Annotated in this window: 18 protein-coding genes; 11 read left to right on the forward strand and 7 right to left on the reverse strand. The window is 46.9% G+C overall.

Annotated features, from left to right (window positions below; all coding sequences use genetic code 11):
• Nucleotides 1–227, forward strand: a 227-nt coding sequence (locus tag QUB12_RS10030; RefSeq protein ID WP_333306596.1) for a zinc ribbon domain-containing protein, incomplete at its 5' end; no start/stop codon positions are given.
• Between the two features lie 155 nt (nucleotides 228–382).
• Nucleotides 383–3,310, forward strand: a complete 2,928-nt coding sequence (urtA, locus tag QUB12_RS10035) for an urea ABC transporter substrate-binding protein (protein ID WP_333306598.1) — start codon at nucleotides 383–385, stop codon at nucleotides 3,308–3,310.
• 352 nt (nucleotides 3,311–3,662) lie between these two features.
• Here the strand turns inward: urtA and QUB12_RS10040 are convergent, their stop codons facing one another.
• Nucleotides 3,663–4,139 (reverse strand): hypothetical protein, encoded by a 477-nt coding sequence (locus QUB12_RS10040; RefSeq protein ID WP_333306600.1) that lies wholly within the window; start codon nucleotides 4,137–4,139, stop codon nucleotides 3,663–3,665.
• A gap of 180 nt (nucleotides 4,140–4,319) precedes the next feature.
• Here QUB12_RS10040 and uvrB point away from each other — a divergent pair, with 180 nt between their 5' ends.
• From uvrB to QUB12_RS10060, 4 genes are read left to right on the forward strand one after another with little or no spacing between them, the layout of a single operon-like run.
• Complete coding sequence (gene uvrB / locus QUB12_RS10045) at nucleotides 4,320–6,332, forward strand: excinuclease ABC subunit UvrB (protein ID WP_333306602.1); 2,013 nt, start codon at nucleotides 4,320–4,322, stop codon at nucleotides 6,330–6,332.
• A gap of 16 nt (nucleotides 6,333–6,348) precedes the next feature.
• Nucleotides 6,349–6,582, forward strand: a complete 234-nt coding sequence (locus QUB12_RS10050; RefSeq protein ID WP_424405108.1) for a DUF433 domain-containing protein — start codon at nucleotides 6,349–6,351, stop codon at nucleotides 6,580–6,582.
• The gene (locus QUB12_RS10055; RefSeq protein WP_333141537.1) at nucleotides 6,579–6,941 is read left to right on the forward strand and encodes a DUF5615 family PIN-like protein; all 363 of its coding nucleotides are present in this window, start codon (nucleotides 6,579–6,581) and stop codon (nucleotides 6,939–6,941) included. The genes QUB12_RS10050 and QUB12_RS10055 overlap by 4 nt, the downstream gene beginning before the upstream one ends.
• Before the next feature lie 56 nt (nucleotides 6,942–6,997).
• Nucleotides 6,998–7,258 carry a DUF4926 domain-containing protein gene (locus tag QUB12_RS10060; RefSeq protein ID WP_333141539.1) on the forward strand — a complete coding sequence of 87 codons (261 nt, stop codon included), beginning with the start codon at nucleotides 6,998–7,000 and terminating at the stop codon, nucleotides 7,256–7,258.
• 214 nt (nucleotides 7,259–7,472) lie between these two features.
• Here the strand turns inward: QUB12_RS10060 and QUB12_RS10065 are convergent, their stop codons facing one another.
• The 6 genes from QUB12_RS10065 to QUB12_RS10090 all read right to left on the reverse strand — a co-directional run bounded on the left by QUB12_RS10065 (nucleotide 7,473) and on the right by QUB12_RS10090 (nucleotide 11,538).
• Nucleotides 7,473–7,850, reverse strand: coding sequence for a type II toxin-antitoxin system PemK/MazF family toxin (locus QUB12_RS10065; protein ID WP_332991898.1), 378 nt, complete (start codon nucleotides 7,848–7,850; stop codon nucleotides 7,473–7,475).
• Entirely contained in the window at nucleotides 7,834–8,514 is a 681-nt protein-coding gene (locus QUB12_RS10070) for a DUF433 domain-containing protein (protein WP_333141542.1), read from the reverse strand. Before QUB12_RS10070 ends, QUB12_RS10065 begins: the two co-directional genes overlap by 17 nt.
• A gap of 92 nt (nucleotides 8,515–8,606) precedes the next feature.
• Nucleotides 8,607–8,957: a hypothetical protein gene (locus QUB12_RS10075; protein ID WP_333141544.1), complete on the reverse strand. Its 351-nt coding sequence runs from the start codon at nucleotides 8,955–8,957 to the stop codon at nucleotides 8,607–8,609.
• 588 nt (nucleotides 8,958–9,545) lie between these two features.
• A complete protein-coding gene (locus tag QUB12_RS10080; protein WP_333141546.1) occupies nucleotides 9,546–10,070 on the reverse strand; it encodes a hypothetical protein in 525 nt (174 codons plus the stop codon).
• Nucleotides 10,063–10,506 carry a hypothetical protein gene (locus tag QUB12_RS10085; protein ID WP_333141548.1) on the reverse strand — a complete coding sequence of 148 codons (444 nt, stop codon included), beginning with the start codon at nucleotides 10,504–10,506 and terminating at the stop codon, nucleotides 10,063–10,065. Before QUB12_RS10085 ends, QUB12_RS10080 begins: the two co-directional genes overlap by 8 nt.
• A gap of 105 nt (nucleotides 10,507–10,611) precedes the next feature.
• Nucleotides 10,612–11,538: an aldo/keto reductase gene (locus tag QUB12_RS10090; RefSeq protein ID WP_333141550.1), complete on the reverse strand. Its 927-nt coding sequence runs from the start codon at nucleotides 11,536–11,538 to the stop codon at nucleotides 10,612–10,614.
• A gap of 309 nt (nucleotides 11,539–11,847) precedes the next feature.
• Here QUB12_RS10090 and QUB12_RS10095 point away from each other — a divergent pair, with 309 nt between their 5' ends.
• The 5 genes from QUB12_RS10095 (at nucleotide 11,848) to QUB12_RS10115 (ending at nucleotide 18,904) form a co-directional block, all read left to right on the forward strand.
• Nucleotides 11,848–12,987, forward strand: coding sequence for a DegT/DnrJ/EryC1/StrS family aminotransferase (locus QUB12_RS10095; protein WP_333141551.1), 1,140 nt, complete (start codon nucleotides 11,848–11,850; stop codon nucleotides 12,985–12,987).
• Between the two features lie 149 nt (nucleotides 12,988–13,136).
• A complete protein-coding gene (gene crtB, locus QUB12_RS10100; protein WP_333141679.1) occupies nucleotides 13,137–14,012 on the forward strand; it encodes a cyanoexosortase B in 876 nt (291 codons plus the stop codon).
• Nucleotides 14,012–14,731, forward strand: coding sequence for a cyanoexosortase B system-associated protein (locus tag QUB12_RS10105; RefSeq protein ID WP_333300338.1), 720 nt, complete (start codon nucleotides 14,012–14,014; stop codon nucleotides 14,729–14,731). The genes crtB and QUB12_RS10105 overlap by 1 nt, the downstream gene beginning before the upstream one ends.
• Before the next feature lie 129 nt (nucleotides 14,732–14,860).
• Nucleotides 14,861–16,438, forward strand: a complete 1,578-nt coding sequence (locus tag QUB12_RS10110) for a polysaccharide biosynthesis/export family protein (protein ID WP_333141556.1) — start codon at nucleotides 14,861–14,863, stop codon at nucleotides 16,436–16,438.
• A gap of 180 nt (nucleotides 16,439–16,618) precedes the next feature.
• The gene (locus QUB12_RS10115; protein ID WP_333306605.1) at nucleotides 16,619–18,904 is read left to right on the forward strand and encodes an AAA family ATPase; all 2,286 of its coding nucleotides are present in this window, start codon (nucleotides 16,619–16,621) and stop codon (nucleotides 18,902–18,904) included.
• Nucleotides 18,905–19,056: the final 152 nt, after the last annotated feature.

Raw genomic sequence — 19,056 nt, forward strand, 5'->3', positions numbered from 1 at the left:
TACCAAAAAAGCTGCATATTCGTTGGCATGACTGTCCTCACTGTGGGTGCAGTCTAGACCGTGACCATAATGCCGCAGTTAATATCAAAAATAGAGCGGTGGGGCAACCCGTTCTTAAAGCTCAGTTAATGTCCTATGCAATAGCAGGAGTCGCCCAGATGCCTACACCAATGGTGACAGCTTGTGTTGGTGTAGGAGTTGTCACTGCAGACTTAAGTCAGATGTAGAGCAGTTTGACGGTTAAAATCAACAGGGTGCAGCAATTCCCAAGTTTGGTGGCGATCGGGTTAAATAATCTGCTAAACAAGAGTGAGCGTCAAGGCTAACTTCCTACCGGATCGAACTAAAATTTCTATTATTAGTAAAAATTATCTAAAACCCTATGGGAGCAAGGAGCAGTAACCCCCTCGAAGCAGCCGGCCCGACTCGTGAGCCGATCAAAATAGGCGTGTTGCATTCGCTGACGGGCACGATGTCCATCAGCGAAATTTCTGTTAAAGATGCGACGCTGTTGGCTGTTGAGGAAATTAATGCGGCGGGAGGGGTGCTCGGACGCCCCTTGGAAGCGGTTATAGAAGATGGAGGCAGCGATTTGCAAACTTTTGCTCAAAAAGCTAAGCAATTGCTCCTAGAAGCGCAGGTGGCGGTGGTATTTGGCTGTTGGACTTCGGCGAGCCGCAAAGCTGTACAGCCGGCTTTCGAGCACGGCAGCGGGTTGCTGTTCTATCCGGTGCAGTATGAAGGGCTAGAACAGTGTCCGAATATTTTCTACACTGGTGCTGCCCCGAACCAACAGATTGTGCCTGGGGTGAATTACTTGCTGGCACAGGGGAAGCGGAAAATTTTCCTGTTGGGTTCGGATTATATCTTTCCCCGCACGGCAAATCGGATTGTGAAAGCTCAAATGGCGGCACTGGGGGGAGAGTTGGCGGGGGAAGTTTATCTGCCGCTGGGTTCGAGGGAAGTGGGCGAGGCGATCGCACATATCTTAGCAGTGAAACCAGATGCGATTCTCAACACTCTCAACGGCGACAGCAATGTGGCTTTTTTCCAAAAGTTGCGGGAAGCTGGCGTGAAACCAGAGGATTTGCCGGTGATGTCGGTCAGCGTAGCAGAAGAGGAAGTGCGAGCGATCGGGCCGTCCAATATTGCTGGACATTTGGTGGTATGGAACTATTTTCAAACGGTGGATACACCGGAAAATCGTAAATTTGTCAAGGCTTATAAAGCCCGATACGGGGAAAATCGAGTCACGGATGACCCGATCGAAGCTGCTTATTTGGGCGTTTACCTGTGGAAGCAAGCAGTAGAAAAAGCTGGTTCGACAGATGTGGTTAAAGTCAGGGCGGCTGCTAAAAATATTGAGTTTGCAGCGCCTTCGGGCAAGGTAAAAATAGATGCCAAAACTCAGCATATCTGGAAAACAGTGCGGATTGGCAAGGTGAGGTTGGACGGTCAAATTGAGGAGATTTGGAATTCCGGCGCACCGGTTCCGCCAGATCCTTTTCTCAATGGCTATCCTTGGGCGGCGGCACTTGCTACGAGGGGGATTTCTCTGGGAACTCGGGCGTCTTTGAGCGGGCTGTTTGTCATCTTGGTACTGATAACTTGGATGGCGGTGGGAGTCGGGTGGATGGGTTCTGTGGAGATGCAGAACTATTTGCTGACAATAGAGGCTGCCTCAGATCCGGCGGCGGGGGTTCCCGAGGCGGCAATGGCGGTGCTGGTGCAGCAAACTCTCTTGGTGGCGAGCCGCACTCAGCACTGGCTGATGGGGGCTTTGGCTTTGAGTTCGATCGCGGGGATAGTAGGTTTTGTGTCTGTGTCGGCAATTATTCGGAATCTCGGCTTGCTGCGGCAAACTGCCGAACAGATGGCAAGCGGTGATTTGACGGCTCGATCGCCTGTGGTTTCTAATGACGCGATCGGGGTGCTATCTTCTACTCTCAATACAATGGCTCAGCAAATTAGCAGTTTGCTCAACGGTTTGGAGGTGCGGCAGCGGCAGCTAGAGGAACGATCGGAGGAATTGGAAGTCGCTAAGAATGCTGCCGAAGCTGCCAACCGGGCGAAAAGCACTTTTTTGGCAAATATGACTCACGAGTTGCGGACGCCTTTGAATGCGATTATCGGCTACAGCGAGCTGCTGCAAGAAGAGGCTCTGGAACTCGGCGAAGAAGAGTTTGTGATGGATTTGGCAAGCATTAATATGGCAGGCAAGCAGTTGCTCAACATTATTAGTGACATCCTGGATATTTCTAAAATTGAAGCAGGAAAGATGACTCTTTTCTTGGAGACTTTTGAGGTGTGGGATTTGATCGAGCAGGTTGTCACTACTGTTCAACCGACGCTAGGGAAAAATGGCAATACTTTGATCGTCAATTGCGATCGCAATATTGGCACGATCTACTCCGATTCGTCGAAGCTGCGGCAAGCGCTGTTAAATTTGGTGAGCAATGCTGCTAAGTTTACCGATCGAGGCAAAATTACGATTAATGTTTGGAAGGAAGAAGGGGAGGTTTTGCCGATCGACAATTCCGAAGAAATCTCGGCAGATCCTTCTCGGTGTCAACAGCCGTCGATCGTGTTTCAAGTAACCGATACCGGCATCGGCATGACTGAGGATCAGGTGTCGAGGCTGTTCGGAGCTTTCGCTCAAGCGGACGATTCTACTACCCGCAGGTATGGCGGCACCGGTTTGGGGCTGACAATTAGCCGGAAGTTTTGCCAGATGATGGGCGGAGACATTACGGTTGAGAGCGAGTTTGATTGCGGTTCTAGTTTTACGATCCGGTTGCCGATTGCGGTTACAAGCCCGAAAGAAGCGCCGGACGATCCAGAAATCGAACCAATGCAGCCGAAGCCTGCCGACGATTTAGAACCGAGTGCAGTGGCGACAGAAGCGAAGCAAAAAGCAGTGCGATCGCAACGGCTGGATCTACCGGATGCTGCTACTGTGCTGGTGATTGACGACGATCCAGACGCGCGGGATTTGATGACTCGCTGCTTGTCGAAACAGGGATTTCGGGTGCGATCGTCGGCTAGCGGTCAAGGGGGGCTTCTGTTGGCTAAGGAGTTGCTGCCCGACGCGATTCTTCTGGACGTGATGATGCCGAGTATGGACGGCTGGGCGGTGCTGTCGGCATTGAAAGCCGATCGGGATTTGGTTGATATTCCGGTAATTATGATAACTTTTTTGGACGACCAAAATCAGGGTTTGGAATTGGGAGCGGCGGAGTATTTGAGGAAGCCTGTGGATTACAAACGCTTTGCTGCTTTATTGAGTAAATATCAGAGTCTGGGGAAGTAGTTAGTTGACTGTTGGCTGTTGACTGTTGACTGTTGACTGTAATTATTACAGTTCTGGACGCCACAAATTGTTAGATCCGCTATTGATAAGGGTAAGGTGCGTCGCCCGGAAAAATCTGCAAGTTTCATTTCTCATCTGAGGGCGACGCACCCTACAGATTAGCATTTCACTTCAAGAGAAAACCGCTATACATCCCTCTCAATTACCAATTACCAGACGTACCTCATTAAACCCAGAAGTGCTATGGTTATTGCTTATTAGTAGCAGGTAACAAATAAGAAATAACAACAGTCAACAGTCAACTGACAACGGTCAACTGACAACAGTCAACTAACAACTAACAACTGACTAATTAATCTAAGAAGCCCATTAATGTCGAGCTATCGTCAATTTCGTTTGAGGCAATGGGGCGGTTTCCTCCCATTGTGGAGTAAACTTCATCAATGTGAAGAGTGCTGATGGCAATAGGGCGAGCACCGGACATACTGAACATTTCACTGACTTGCATGGCGCTGGAGCCGATCGGGCGATTGCCGAGTGTAGCAACCACTTCAAAGTCGCTGGATTCGACTGGGCGATTGCCTACAATGCCGTAGGTTTCGCTGAGGTGCAGGGTGCTAATGCCGATCGGGCGATTCCCCGACATCGAGACGGTCTCGCTGATGGTAAAATCGTCTGGGCCGACGGGGCGGTTGTCATGCATGAGTTGCGGCCGATAAAGTTGAATTCCTGTTGCTTTGGTATCCGTGGGTTCTGGGGGTTGGCTTTTGGAACTGCCTTTGCCGCGGCGGGCGATCGCATTGCCTTTATTTTTGGGGGTGAGACTCATAATTATTTTCCTCGCTTACTGCTGTTGATTGCTGGGTTCGGACAACTGCTTTTGTGGGCTTTCTGCTTTCTATTTGGGCCGATGATTAAAATAATATTACAAAGTCTAACTATTTTTTTAACGAAATTGCAGAATGTCTGCATTTTTGTTAAGATTTATGGGTAATAGCTACATTTTCCTATGGTAACTGCGGCAGCATCTTTTCAATTGCAAGCGCCCTTCCAGCCCACAGGCGACCAACCGCTAGCGATCGCCCAACTCGTCAAAGGCATCGAAGCTGGGGATCGATTTCAAACCTTACTCGGTGCCACAGGTACGGGCAAAACCTTCTCCATTGCCTCGGTGATTGAAAAAATCGGCAGACCCACCTTAGTTCTAGCACACAACAAAACCCTGGCAGCTCAACTGTGCAACGAACTGCGAAATTTTTTCCCGAACAATGCAGTCGAATACTTTGTCAGTTATTACGACTACTACCAACCTGAAGCATACATCGCCGTAACCGATACTTTCATTGAGAAAACGGCAGCAATTAACGACGAGATAGATATGCTGCGGCACTCCGCCACGCGATCGCTCTTTGAACGCCGCGACGTAATTGTAGTTGCTTCAATTAGCTGCATCTACGGTTTGGGAATGCCTGCAGAATACCTGAAAGCTGCTATTCCTTTGCGAGTAGGAATGGAAGTCAACCAGCGGCAAGTTTTGCGAGATTTAGTGAACGTCCAATACAGCCGCAACGACATAGATTTAGGCAGAGGGAAATTTCGCGTCAAAGGCGATGTTCTGGAAATTGGCCCCGCTTACGAAGATAGAATTATTCGCGTCGAATTCTTCGGCGACGAAATTGATGCCATTCGCTACGTTGACCCGGTAACAGGTAAAATCCTGCAAAGTTCAACGGCTTTAAATATCTATCCAGCGCGCCACTTTGTCACGGCAGAAGATAAATTAGAGGCTGCTTGCCAAGGAATAGAACTCGAATTAGAAGACCGACTGGCAGAATTTGAAAAAGAGGGTAAACTCTTAGAAGCTCAGCGGTTGGAACAGCGCACGCGCTACGATTTGGAAATGCTGCGCGAGGTAGGATACTGCAACGGAGTCGAGAATTATTCGCGGCATTTAGCAGGGAGAAATGCGGGGGAACCGCCAGAATGTTTGATTGATTATTTCCCGAAAGATTGGATGTTGGTAATAGATGAATCTCACGTCACAGTGCCGCAAATTCGGGGGATGTACAACGGCGACCAAGCGCGCAAAAAAGTATTGATCGAACACGGTTTCCGCTTGCCCAGCGCGGCTGATAACCGCCCTTTAAAAGCTGAGGAATTCTGGGCAAAAGAGAATCAGTGCATCTTTGTTTCTGCTACGCCTGGGGATTGGGAAATGGAAATATCTGAAGGCAGAGTTGCAGAGCAAGTAATTCGGCCTACCGGAGTAATAGATCCGACAATTTTCGTGCGCCCGACGGAAGGACAAATTGATGATTTGTTGGGAGAAATCAAGGAGAGAGTAAGTCGGGACGAGCGAGTTTTGGTGACGACTTTAACCAAGCGGATGGCGGAAGATTTAACCGAATATTTGCAGGAAAGGGGAATTAGAGTGCGGTATTTGCACTCGGAAATTCAGTCGATTCAACGCATCGAAATTATCCAAGATTTGCAGGATGGTAAGTTTGATGTATTGATTGGTGTTAACTTGCTGCGGGAAGGTTTGGATTTGCCGGAAGTTTCGCTGGTGGTAATTTTGGATGCCGATAAAGAGGGGTTTTTGCGCTCGGGACGTTCGTTGATTCAAACGATTGGAAGGGCGGCGCGGCACGTTCAGGGACAGGCTATTTTGTACGCGGATAATTTGACGGATAGTATGGTTAAGGCGATCGACGAAACGGATCGACGCCGGGGGATTCAGCTAGCGTACAATAAGATGCACGGGATTACGCCGCAGCCGATCGCCAAAAAGCGATCGAGTAATGCGATTTTGGCGTTTTTGGATGTGTCGCGCAAGCTGAATTCTCAGCAGTTGGAGGAGGTTTACGAACAGGTAAACGAGTTATCTTTGGATGAGATTCCTCAGTTAATCGGGCGGTTGGAAGCGCAGATGAAGGCGGCGGCTAAGAAGTTGGAGTTTGAGGAGGCGGGTAAATTGCGCGATCGGATTAAGCATTTGCGGGATAAGCTATTGGGACATTAAGGAAGAGTGGGAGGATATGATGTTCGATCGCATTACCTTCGATCCAAAAATTATGGGAGGAAGAGCTTGCATTCGAGGAATGCGAATTACTGTTTCTTTGGTAGTGAGTTTAGTAGCAAATGGGATGAGTGTAGAGGAAATTTTGGCAGCTTATCCTTATTTGGAAGCTGAGGATATTAAAGCTAGTCTCCAGTATGCGGCATTTTTGACGAACGAGCAAATTCGTCCATTTAGCGGGACTCCAGCATGAAATTTTTGGCAGACATGGGTGTGTCTCCTGTAACGGTGCTTGCACTGCGCCAGCAGGGATATAATGCTGTACACTTAAATGAGCAAGGATTGGAGCGTTTGCCCGATTCTGAGATCCTGGAAAAAGCACGCCAAGAGCAACGAATTGTTTTAACTTTTGACCTGGATTTTGGCGAGCTTTTGGCTATCAGTTCTCAATCTCTTCCAAGTGTGATTATTTTTAGACTGCAAACCACTATTCCAGTGTTTGTTAGTGCTAGATTGCTGGCTGTTTTGTCAGAGTGCGGTGAAGATTTGGAAACAGGTGCGATTGTGACAGTGGAAGATAATCGTTATCGAGTACGGCGACTTCCTATTTAGAGTAGGAAAGTGCGATCGTATTCAGCATTTGTGCAATAAACGGTTGGGAGACAGCAATGAGCAAGTTTCAATTATTCGATGCAGTTAATTTAACCGAAGCAGTCGCCCTCGCTGATGGCGAGATTGCACCGCCACAAACAGCCGGGGCAATTGTTGAGGTTTTCAAGAATGGTGAAGCTTATTTAGTAGAATTATTTGGGGGATGGGTGAAAGCAGAAGTTGGCGGGGATTTTGTTCCTGCAACTCAGGATGAACCGGGCGCATTTATAGAAACGATTGGTGTTGAAACAGTTTATCCGCATCAGTTGCAATTATAAGACTTACGCATGAGGTTCAGAAACCGGGTTTTTTACGAAAATACTTCGTTGCGGTGCGAAGATTCGCTAAAAACCCGGTTTCTTTGGGCTGAAGTCTGCGACTTTGCCGAGTTTTTAGAGGAAAAACAGCAAAAAGTACGCGCGTGCGAAGCTATCCCGTAGGGAATCGTATTAAGCATCTGCGCGATAAACGGTTAGGTAATGAAGGGATAATTTAAAAGCTGAACATTAGCTTGAGTCCATTTGCGATCGGCTGATACTCTTCTGCGGTTAAATCTCCTCGGTAGCCCAAAACACGCTTTATGTCCACAGCGCGTATTTGATCCAGCAACACTGTAGAGTCATAGCGTATGTTTCCCATTCCAGCCTGAAGCTGCGGATATAGCGTTGAGTTTCGTGCCGCCCAATCTCCTTGTTGTGTCGTCAAGGGAACGACTATTACCAACGAAAACCGCGTTATTCCTGTGACATTTGGCAAAGCTACAATTACCGCAGGTCGAGTGTTTTCCTGTTCGCGACCGGGGGGAATTTGAGCGGGGAAGTTAACTAGCACCACGGCCCTCACCTGCAAAAAATTAGGTAGCTGACTCACAAATTTTCTCTACCTTTTTATTGCCAATGTCGATCGGATTTGTTTCTTGAATTCGCCATTTAGCATAGGCGATAACTTCTTTAAAGTCTGCTTCTTCAAGTTCTGGATAAGTTTGGCGTATTTCTGCTGTCGAATAGTGAGACGCCATCATTGAGATGATAGTTTCAACAGTTATGGGTAAGTTGCGAATGCAAGGTTTTCCCGCCATGAATTCTGAATCGCAGGTAATTCTAGTAAATGGCTGGATATCTTCTTTACTATTCGTTGCACTTTCATTGTCCAGAATTACTATTCCAACTCCCGGAATAAAACGCACAGGCTTTGTGCCTTCGAGGGGGTCTACATCTCCCCAATCATAGGGGGGAATTTCATTATCGACGAGGTAAAGTTGACGCCAAGGCGATTTTGCCAATGCTTCCTCGGAAATGTCAGGAAAAAATATTAGCACTTCTGCGATGCCAACGGGAAAACCATTGAGTTTGCTCAAGCCCTCTATAATGGCGGCTAGGACGGATAAGTCTAGGTGGCTGAGGTTTTCGGCTTTTTCGATCAGTTGGTATACGGTTTCAGGATTGAGTGTTTCGCCCACAGCTTCGACTAAGTTTTCGGGGGTGAAACCTCGACATTTCAAGTATTCGGCTAGTTGTAAGCGAATTGTACTCATGGGTTTAGTTGAGAAAGATTTTAGGGTCAAGTGCGATCACCTTTTACCATTTTCCTATTTTCAGGGATGAATGGAAAGGGCGATCGTACTTTCTATGAGATTCCTAGTCTATCCGTAACATATTCGCGATCGTGACAATCTGCGTTTGATGAACCATCGTTATCCCAGTGATTTGGCTGCCAATCACGTTCGCGCCTCAAGTCATCTATTTCTTGTTGCTGTTCAAGGATTTTTTGCTCAAAGGATTGGATAGTTTTATCCTTAGCTTTGATAGTTTTATCCTTTGCTTCGTTTTCCTCAAGCAGACTGCGGTTCCACTCCGCCAAAGCGCGGTTCGACTTCGCCAAAGCGCGGTTCGACTCCGCCAAAACAGAGAGGGTTTTCTTAGTCCGCTGAAGGTTGGTGTACAACGACTCGCATTGTGGAGTATAATTAGGGGACATATATTTCAAAAGTTACGTTGACTTGTGGTGGTCTGAAGTTGAGATGTCAAACCACCGTGAGTTCGCTAGCTAAAGCAAGGCCTCTGTCTGAATCGTTACTTCAGGCGGGCCTTTTCCGTATCAGATATGATTTGCTATTGCAAAAACTACAAGCCATTAAAGCGTTGTCTTTCTTACACTTGGGAATGTGAGGAAGTTTTGTTTGAGCTTGTATTTTAAGAATTTAACATTCGCCCTGTGAATTGTCAAGCGATAAATAAGACCGTTTGTTTTCTTTATTACGGAGATTTAAACATCCGATTGCCGACATTCGATGCCGCTTTAATCTAATACGCTGGAATAACCGCATATACGGGGCTATGGGTAAAGTGGATGCCAACTCAACCTCAATTTGCCGACATCCGATGCCGCTTTAATCTAATACGCTTGAATAGCGCAGTCTACCGCGCTATGGGTAAAATGGAGGCCAAATCCACCTCAATATCTATTAAGAATTGAGCGCCGATTGAATCGCTCGCGGGCAGACATGGTAATGGGTTTCAGGAATATATAAAAAAGGTCGATCGCCCAAAACACCACCAAAACCAACTACTTACTCAATACCGCAGCATCCGTACTGCTAGCAAAAGCCGGACTAATAAATTCCTCCTTCTCTTCCAACGTGATGTAACCCTTATCTACAGCTAGCTGCATCACTTCCTGAAGAAAACCTCTGAGCACATCTAATACGTGAGTGCGATCGAACTCAAAATGCTTTTCCCAGCCCGAAGTTCCAAACTTGCTCAAAGTACAGCTAATGCGATCGTCCGTAGGTAGCAACGTAATAATAAACCAACTCTCAGAAAAAGTTATTACTATTTTTTGACCTTGTGATAGCTTAGCAATTTCTTTGGGAAAGTTACTTTCAATCATCATACAAATATCGGGATCTAAAAATACCTCTTTTTGAGCGTCACCTATTTCTATAAAAACTTTATGGTTGTGTTCAAAGCAGAAACATCGCCATCCCATTTCAAAATCAGAAAGCTCCCCTAATGGATCTTCTGCAGGATCTGCCCAGTCTTCTAAGAAACGTTCTGCTAGTTGAAAATTAAATTTATGACTGCTATTCATGGCTGCTACTCCTATTTAATTGTCGCAGACTGACACCCTCAGCTATAGGATAACCACTATTGAGAGTTCCATCAAAATCCCTTTGAATAAAAGCGCGAGTGACGTTTTGAGTTATCCTTAGATCGGGATGGTAAACTCTACCTATAGGACGATGAAAATCAATAATGTATTCTCCTCGATATTTGGGTACTAATTGCTCGGCTACGATCCAATCCTCCGCATTTAGCCATTGTCCTTGGTCATCGTTAGTGCTTGCTGCTCTTCCGATCAATCTGTTGGCTTTCAGTTTAGGCCCATGATGGCGAGCAATATGATCGTAGGCTTTCATTGATTTAGAATTGTTCCACTGCGGTTCGGTTCCGCTACCTGTCCATTCACAACCGCTCCCAACTTCTCTGCTTGAATCTATTATAAACTGTTCGACAATTTCTGCCACTTCTCTATTTTATTGATTTGGACAACATACATGATATTAGAAAAGTGGTAAGTTGGGCGAAGTGAAACGTAGGGTTCGTTACCTCAACCCAACCTACTAATAAACTTAGGGTGTCGGATTCGGATACTTAGCGTGCACCGCATTGATTTCCGCTATGATATCCTTATCCAAATTTACCTCCAAACTACCGATATTTTCCTCCAACTGTTCGAGGCTGGTTGCACCGATAATAGTGCTAGTTACAAAAGGGCGCGATCGCACATAAGCCAAAGCCATCTGCGCCGGACTTATCCCATGTTTACCCGCAATCTCAACATACGCTTTCACCGCATCATTCAGATTAGTTTTATCGTAACGCTGACCGAATCCAGCGAATAAAGCCAACCTAGAATTTTCCGGAATTCCATTCAAGTATTTACCCGTTAACAAGCCAAATCCCAAAGGACTATAAGCCATCAATCCCACATTCTTAAAACGGCAAGTTTCTGCTAAATTTAGGTGAAAAGTCCGATTGCTCAAACTGAAAGCATTCTGAATCGAAACAACTTTCGGCAACCCGTGTTTTTCCGCCAACGTGCAAAACTCGCAAACTCCCCAAGGCGTCTCGTTACTCAAACCCAAATAGCGGATTTTCCCAGCTTTAATTAAGCCAGCAAATACCTCTAACTGTTCCAAAATCGGTACAGTTTCGTGCTCTTGGGCGATGTCGTAATCCGGCGCACCAAATAGCGGGACGTAGCGGTCTGGCCAGTGGATCTGATAGAGGTCGATGTAGTCAGTTTGCAAGCGCTTCAGGCTGTCATTCAGGGCTTTTTGGACATTTGGGCGATCGATCTGATTTTTCCCTTCCCGAATCCACTTTAATCGAGTGCTTCTGCCCGCCACTTTAGTCGCTATAATGACCTTATCCCGCTGCTGTTTCGCCAACCATTCCCCGATATATTCCTCTGTTTTCCCCTGAGTTTCCGCCTTTCCAGGGACAGGATACATTTCGGCCGTATCGATAAAGTTGATTCCTCTATCGATCGCCAAATCGAGCTGTTAGGCCGCTTCTGCAACCGTGTTCTGCTGGCCGTAAGTCATCGTACCCAAACAGATTTCAGATACTGATAAATCGCTGTCGCCGAGTTTTTTGTATTCCATGATTTCGCTTGCTGGAAAATTATCTGATTCTATATTACAGAAAAACCTAGATTTAATTGACAACTCCAGAAAAGTGCGCGAGGCTTTCTCCTCTCTTCCTCTTTTCCTCTGCGCTCTCTGCGCCCTCTGCGGTAAAAAATAAATTAAAAGATATCCGCACCTAAATGTTAATATAAATAATTCGTATCCCTCTGATGTATGAGTAACCGCCAGCCCAAAGTTCCCTTTGTAAATCTCTCCCTGCAACACCAACCAATCCAATCCCAAATAGCAGAAGCTATGGGAAAAATAATCCAGGAAGGAGACTTTATTTTAGGCCAAGCACTCACCGAATTTGAAACAGCATTTGCAGCAGCTTCTGGAGTAAAATACGGCGTAGGAGTGGCTTGCGGAACAGATGCGATCGCTCTGGGACTCCAAGCTTGCGGCATTAATCCGGGCGACGAAATTATCATACCCGCTAACACTTTTATCGCCACCGCGATCGCCGTCCTCGAAGCCAAAGCTATACCTATTCTTGTAGATTGTGACCCGGAAACCGCCCTGATTGACCTCACAGCAGCCGAAACAGCAGTTACCTCGAAAACTAAAGCAATTATCCCCGTACACCTCTACGGTCAAATGGTATCGCCAGGGCAGCTTTTAGATTTTGCGAAGCGCCACGATTTAATCATATTTGAAGATGCCGCCCAAGCGCATCTAGCTTCCAGAGAAGGATACCGCGCCGGTGCCATTGGGAAAGCAGCAGCGTTCAGTTTTTATCCCAGCAAAAACCTCGGTTCTTTTGGCGACGGCGGGATGTTAATTACTAACGATGCAGAGCTCGCAGAAAAAATGCGAACTCTCCGCAATTACGGAGCACCCAGCAAATATTTGCACACAGAAATCGGTACAAACAGCCGCCTCGACAATTTGCAAGCCGCCGTGCTCAATATTAAATTACCTTACTTAGAAAAATGGAATCGCGATCGCACCGACGCTGCTCAACACTACAATACTCTATTAGCACCATTGAAACACAAAGGCATTGTACCGATCGCCAACCACAGCAGCAGCGGTCACATTTATCACCTCTATGTTATCCAAATTACTGAGAAAAGCTCGATCGACCGCAACACCCTTCAGGACAAACTCGCTCAACACGGCATTCAAACAGGTATACACTATCCCATACCTTGTCACCTGCAACCCGCCTACCAAAACTTAGGCAATCCGGGCGACTTCCCCCATGCAGAAACCCTGTGCCAACAAATTTTATCATTGCCAATGTATCCCGGATTGAGCAATACTCAGATCGAGCAAGTTGTTCGGGCGATCGTACTATCATTGAATTGCTAATTGTTCATCAAACTAATGCTGCAGGTGCTTCAAGCAGTAGGGTGCGGTTCTCAAAGCGTTTTTGTGGCGAATTAACAAATCTTTAACTGACAGTTCAAAACCCCAAAGCGTTGCGAATCCAGCGCGGCAATCTTAAAACTTCTCAAACCATGCACATCCAGCGCAAAATTCGCATTGTTTTCAAGCGATACCTCCTGGGGGAAGGTATCACGGTGCTCCTAGTGCTGCTGTACGCCCCCCTGCTAGTACATTGGTACGACGGCTGGTTGAACAAAAGCATCAGCCTCGAACACGAATATTTCAGCCACGGACTAATTGGTTTGCCCTACGCAGCTTATATTGCTTGGACGAACCGAAAGTGCTGGCGCAGCTTACCCAACTCACCGCATCCTTTGGGAGGCTTTTTGCTGGTACTAGCCACGCTTTTTTATCTGAGTCGCTTGAGCGATTTAGTAAATTTATCCCTGCCCGTAATGCTGGCCAGCATTTGCTTATCTTTAAAAGGAATTCCCGGCTTACAATTGCAGGCGATGCCGCTTTTCTTCGTATTTCTGGCCTCGCCCAACCACATTCCTTACCTCATAGAACCCTACGCCTTGCCGTTGCAGCAATTCATTGCTGAAGCATCAGGCTGGATATTAATTAAGGTTGGTATCAACGTGAGAGTGGAAGAAATTTATCTGTACGTGAACGAGCGCATTGTAGAAGTTGCTCCGCACTGTGCAGGCTTAAAAATGCTGTTTACCAGTCTTTACGTCAGCTTAATTCTGCTGGATTGGACGGGAGTTTGGAACTCTCGCAAAAAAAGCCTTTTGTTTTTAGTGATTACATCCATTATTAGCATCAGTTCCAACATTTTTCGCAATACTTTGCTAACTTACTTTCACGGAACCGACAGAGAGGCGCTTTTTACTTGGCTACACGCCGGATGGGGCGGAGATTTGTATTCTGCTTGTATACTAGGGTTATTGGTACTTGTCCTCAACGGGATGGAAAAGTATTTCCCAAGTCAGTCTGGCAATTAATGAAACAGATGATTTCAGCACAGAAACTACTGCGGCGGTATCAATTATCTAAAATTATGGTACTGGTGTTTTTGCTGGTATTAGTTGGGGCAGTAGCAATTCCCGGCTACGCGACGGGAAGGTGGCCTTGGACGAACCCGCCAACCCTTGCCAACCTCAAGCAATTAAGAAGTGTGCGCCAAAACGGGATAAAAATTCCTGGGTGGCAGGTTATAGCCGTTCAGAATAACGTCCAAATTGGCGCTCACAGATGGTTAGTTCAAGAAATTAAAAATGATCGAACAATTGCCCTTTTATTGCTGTTGCCTCAAAATTACGCCAAAAACCAGCCCCAAGTGGAATGGCTAGATATCGATGGATTTCACCGGTGGCAAACCGATTCTCATCGCACTTTGAGGTTTACAGTTAAATTAGCACCAATACCCGGCCAGCCACCGCCTACTGTCGAGGCGAGGTTTTTCCGAAGCTGGACTCCCCAACAAACTTTTGCTGTCGTGCAGTGGTACGCTTGGCCTAATGGGGGTTCTCCAACAACCAGTCGCTGGTTTTGGGAAGACAGCATTGCTAGACTGTCTAACCGCCGCGCCTCTTGGGTTGCTGTCAGTATCATCCTTCCCATTCAACCGCAGGGCGACATTAAGATAGCTCAACCATTGCTGGAATCTCTTGCCGAAAGTGTCCAGGCTAAATTAATTACAGAAACTTTTCGGTTTCAGTAAGCAGGTAGGTGTAAATAAATCAGCCTAGGGCGTGGGCGAGTTTTGCCAAAATCAACTGCTTCCTAGTAAATATCTGGGTTCAACCCGCCCTGAAAAGATATTATTGTTTTTTCGCGCTACTCTATTTAGATGAAACTTACAAGTCAGGTCATTATTCAAAATATTACTTTTTTAAATACTCTGAAAATGCGGGAAAAATCCACTATTAAAAATCGCCTCGCTTTTTCCTTGGCAGGTCTGTATTCAACTGCTTGGACTCTATCTTTTGCTGCTGTATTATGGGGTTTTAATAGCAAAAATTTTTCGCAAACGGCTTTAGCTCAATCTGTTGTTCCAAGAGACGAGCGACTCGTGGCGCCACCGCCATTGCGTGTACCGCCACCGCCGCCTGCCAATTTCAACCGGGATATTAACCCAGCTTTTCGGAATCGGCCCTACCGCCTGGGCCCGGGAGACCAGATTTCTGTTCAAGTTCAGCGCTTCCCAGAGCTAGGTTTTACGGGTGCAATCAGCCCTGAAGGGGTAATTGTACTGCCGCTAATCGGAACAGTAAATGTGCGTGGTCTTACCGTCGAAGAATCACAGCAGCGCCTCCGGGAGCGCTTTGGCCAATTTATCAAAAATCCTCAAGTCTCGGCTGCTTTGCTGGTTCAGCGCCCGGTAGTGGTGACGGTGACGGGGGAAGTGGCCAGACCGGGTTTTTATCCACTGCAAACCCCCCAGCTTCCTGCGGCTCTGGCGGCTGCTGCTGGGACTAATCCTACGGCCCAACTGCGAGGGGTGCGGGTGCGGCGGACTCTGCCGTCCGGTGATGTCGCGGAGCAAGTTGTTGATATTTTGACACCGTTGCAAACTGGTATTGCTCCACCGGATTTGCGTTTGGAAGATGGAGATGCGATCGTCGTACCGTATAAACAGGTTACGCCCGATCGCAAATCCGATCAAGATTTAGCATCGAGGTACAGCCTCGCTGCGGCTGCTGTCCCCGTCCAAGTCACTGTCACCGGAGAAGTCAGCAAACCTGGTTTTTACACGCTTCCGGCGGGTTCTGGTCGAATTTCGGCTGCTTTGGTGACTGCGGGGGGAGTCACGGGAAAAGCCGATTTGCGGGAGGTGCGAGTGCGGCGGACGCTAATGGACGGCTCGTCTGTGGAGGAACCAATCGACCTCTACACTCCCCTAGCAAACGGTAAAGATTTGTTCGATTTTCCTTTGGCATCGGGAGATGTGATTGTCATCCCGGAATTGGACGCTAGTACGAAAAACCTAGACTACGATAAAGCTCTGGTTTCGCGGTCTACTCTGATTAAGCCCAGGATCTACGTTCGAGTTTTGAGTTACGCTAGTGGTGGTTTGACCTCGTTCTACGTTGAAAATGGCAGCAGGTTTTTGGATGCTCTCAACAACTTGCCTGTTAATCTTGCTGACTTGCGGAAAATAGCCCTGATTCGGTTCGACGAAAAGCAAGGTAGAACAATCAACCGTTCGATAGATGCTAAAGCTGCTTTGGAGGGCAATGTTTCTCAGAACCCGATGCTCGAAGATAATGATGTGATTGTGATTGGTAGGAATTTGGTAGAGCGCATTGGTTATGTACTCAACACTTTTACTCGACCATTTCGCGATACTTTGGGATTTATTCTGTTCTTTGAGCAGTTGAGAAATGGGGTAACAGATTTGTTCGGCCCGTCACGTAATGATAGGTAGTCATACTATTTTCGATTTTTGATTTTCGATTTTCGATTTGAGATGGGGAATGACTTATGCGATATGGGTTTTAATCACAGACCGAAAGTTCTAAGGTTTTTGGGGGATTTGTAGAATTAGTCCGCAATCATTAGTTATCGTTAACAATCTAAAATCTAAAATCTAAAATCTAAAATCGTCATGACTTTATCCGTTGTTAAACGTTATTTAATTGCTTTCGACCAATACAAGTGGGTGGGACTGGCTACTCTCGCGGTGACTGTGGGCGTGTCGGGAGTAGTAGCCCTGCAGCCAAAGCCTGCGCCAGTTTACGTTGCAATAGGTACGCTGGCCTACGACAGACCGAGCGTGATTTTTTCATCTACTACTACTAAAATTCAACAGGAAGGACAAGAAATAACTAAAGATATGCTGCTGAATAAAATGGTGGTTGAACCAGCAGCAAAAAAACTCATAAAAGCAGAAAAAAAAATCAGCCAAAAAGAAGAGGGAACAGAAATAGAAGTTTTGACGGACAAGCTGGTAAAAGACGTGCAGATCAAGATGCCCAGTAAGAATAATGACCCCAGCGCTTTGATTCAAGTATTGTACAAAAATGGCGATCGCCAAAAAGCAGAAGCGGTAGTAAAGACGCTGATGTACGAAATGGTGGAACACAGCAAAAGTATTAATACTTCTAGACTGCGTGACACGATCGCCCAAATTAACAAGCGTTTGCCGAAAGTAACGCAGGAACTCAGAGACACGGAAGCAAAACTTGAAGCCTACGAAAAACGAGAAGGAACTTCAATTTTAGCAGCTCAGAGCGGTGCTTTGCCGCTAGCGATTACCAGCAGCCAACAGCAGCAGCGGCAACTCCGCGTGCAGTTGGGAGGAATTGAAGCTCAAATTAATAGTTTGCAGGATCGCTTGGGATTGAATGTGGAGCAAGCTTACGTCGCTCAAGCACTCTCTGCCGATCCAATTATTGCCCAACTGCGAGTGCAATTGTTTTCGATCGAATCTCAGCTCAAAATTCTCCGCAGCGACTTGCAGGAGGAACACCCGAAAATTGTAGAATTGCTCAAACAAAAACAAGCTTTTGAGCAGCAGTTGCAGCAGAGGCAATCTGAGGTACTCGGCGGTAACGGGGTGGCGGCCCCGCTCAGAAGTGCTGATCGAATTCGGGTAGACTCTTCTTTAGATCCGGCCAGACAGCAGTTAGCTCAAACTTTGATTGCTTTGCAAACGCAGCGGGATACGGTGCAACAGCAACTCCAAGGAATCGAGAAAACTGAACAGCTATTGCGTCGGGAACACGCGACAATCCCCAACAAGCAGTTAGAACAAGCGCGGTTAGCCCAGCAAGTGGGGTTCAAAAAAGCTCTCTACGACAAGATGCAGTCGGCTTTGGTAGATGCTGAGGCGGCGGTAGTTGAGACAACGGGGAGTTTGAGAATAGCCCAATTGCCCCAAACTGATGACGTTGAGTCAAACAAGAGAGGTTTGCCCGTGATGCTGGCGGTGGGCGGCTTTGTGGGATTCCTGCTGGGCGGGGGCTTGATATTTTTGTTGGGGATGCTCAACGGCAAGTTTTATAGTTGGGAAGAAGTGCGGGCGGCATTGGTGGAAAAAGAAGTGCCGATACTGGGAGTTTTGCCTGAAGTGACGGTGTTTGATTCTTACGGCGATGAAATAATGCCACTCGCCTTGGAGGCAAATTCTCCCTATTTGGAATTTTACGAGCGGTTGCGTACTAATTTGCGCCGGATCGGGAACAAACCGGTGAAGGTGGTGTTGCTGACTTCGGCGGCGCCTTTGGAGGGGAAAAGTTTTAGTGCTTACAATTTGGCAATTGCATCGGCTCGATCGGGTAAACGGACTTTGTTAATTGAAGCAGATTTGCGATCGCCTTCTAACGTTGAATCTTTGAAAATTTCTGCTGATCCTCTGGCGACTGTGGAACCTTTGCACTATTACGGCAATATTAGCGAGTGCGTTCTTTTGGTTCCAGAGGTAGAGAACCTATACGTCGTGCCGAGTCCCGGCTTTTTGCGGCAAGCCTCCGCCGTACTAGAATCAAGCGAAATGCGGAGATTGTTTGAGGATGTTCGCAACCGCTTTGATTTTGTGGTTGTGGATTCTCCGGCTTTGAGCGAGTGCAACGACGCGCTGACGCTGGAACCGTACACGGACGGTATGATTTTGGTGGCGCGGCCTGGTTACACTTTGTCTAGTATGTTGTCTGAGGCTGCAGATCAGTTGCTGGAATCTGAGGAGGAGGAGTCGCATAAATCTGGGCCGCGGCTGTTGGGAGCGATTATTAACGGTGCTGATATTCCGGTGAAGTTCCGCAATGATATTGATATTGATGAATGGGAGTTGCCTGTGAGTGCGATCGGCGATCGGGCGATCGAAGTGCGATCGAGGCAATTACCGCAGCACTCAAAGCCTAACAATAAGGCTATTAATAGTAAATTGAGATAATTGCTCTGGCTTGATTCTTGTAAAGCAATCCTCACGCAAATGTGAATGTTTTGTAGGTGCAACCTAAGCAGGTTAAGCCGAAAGCACTGTTAACAGCCAGCCGCTTTGAGATTTGAGATTGATATCAATTCCGGTGGCATTTGGAATGATTA

This window comes from Microcoleus sp. B7-D4 (genome assembly GCF_036705125.1).
GTDB lineage: Bacteria > Cyanobacteriota > Cyanobacteriia > Cyanobacteriales > Microcoleaceae > Microcoleus.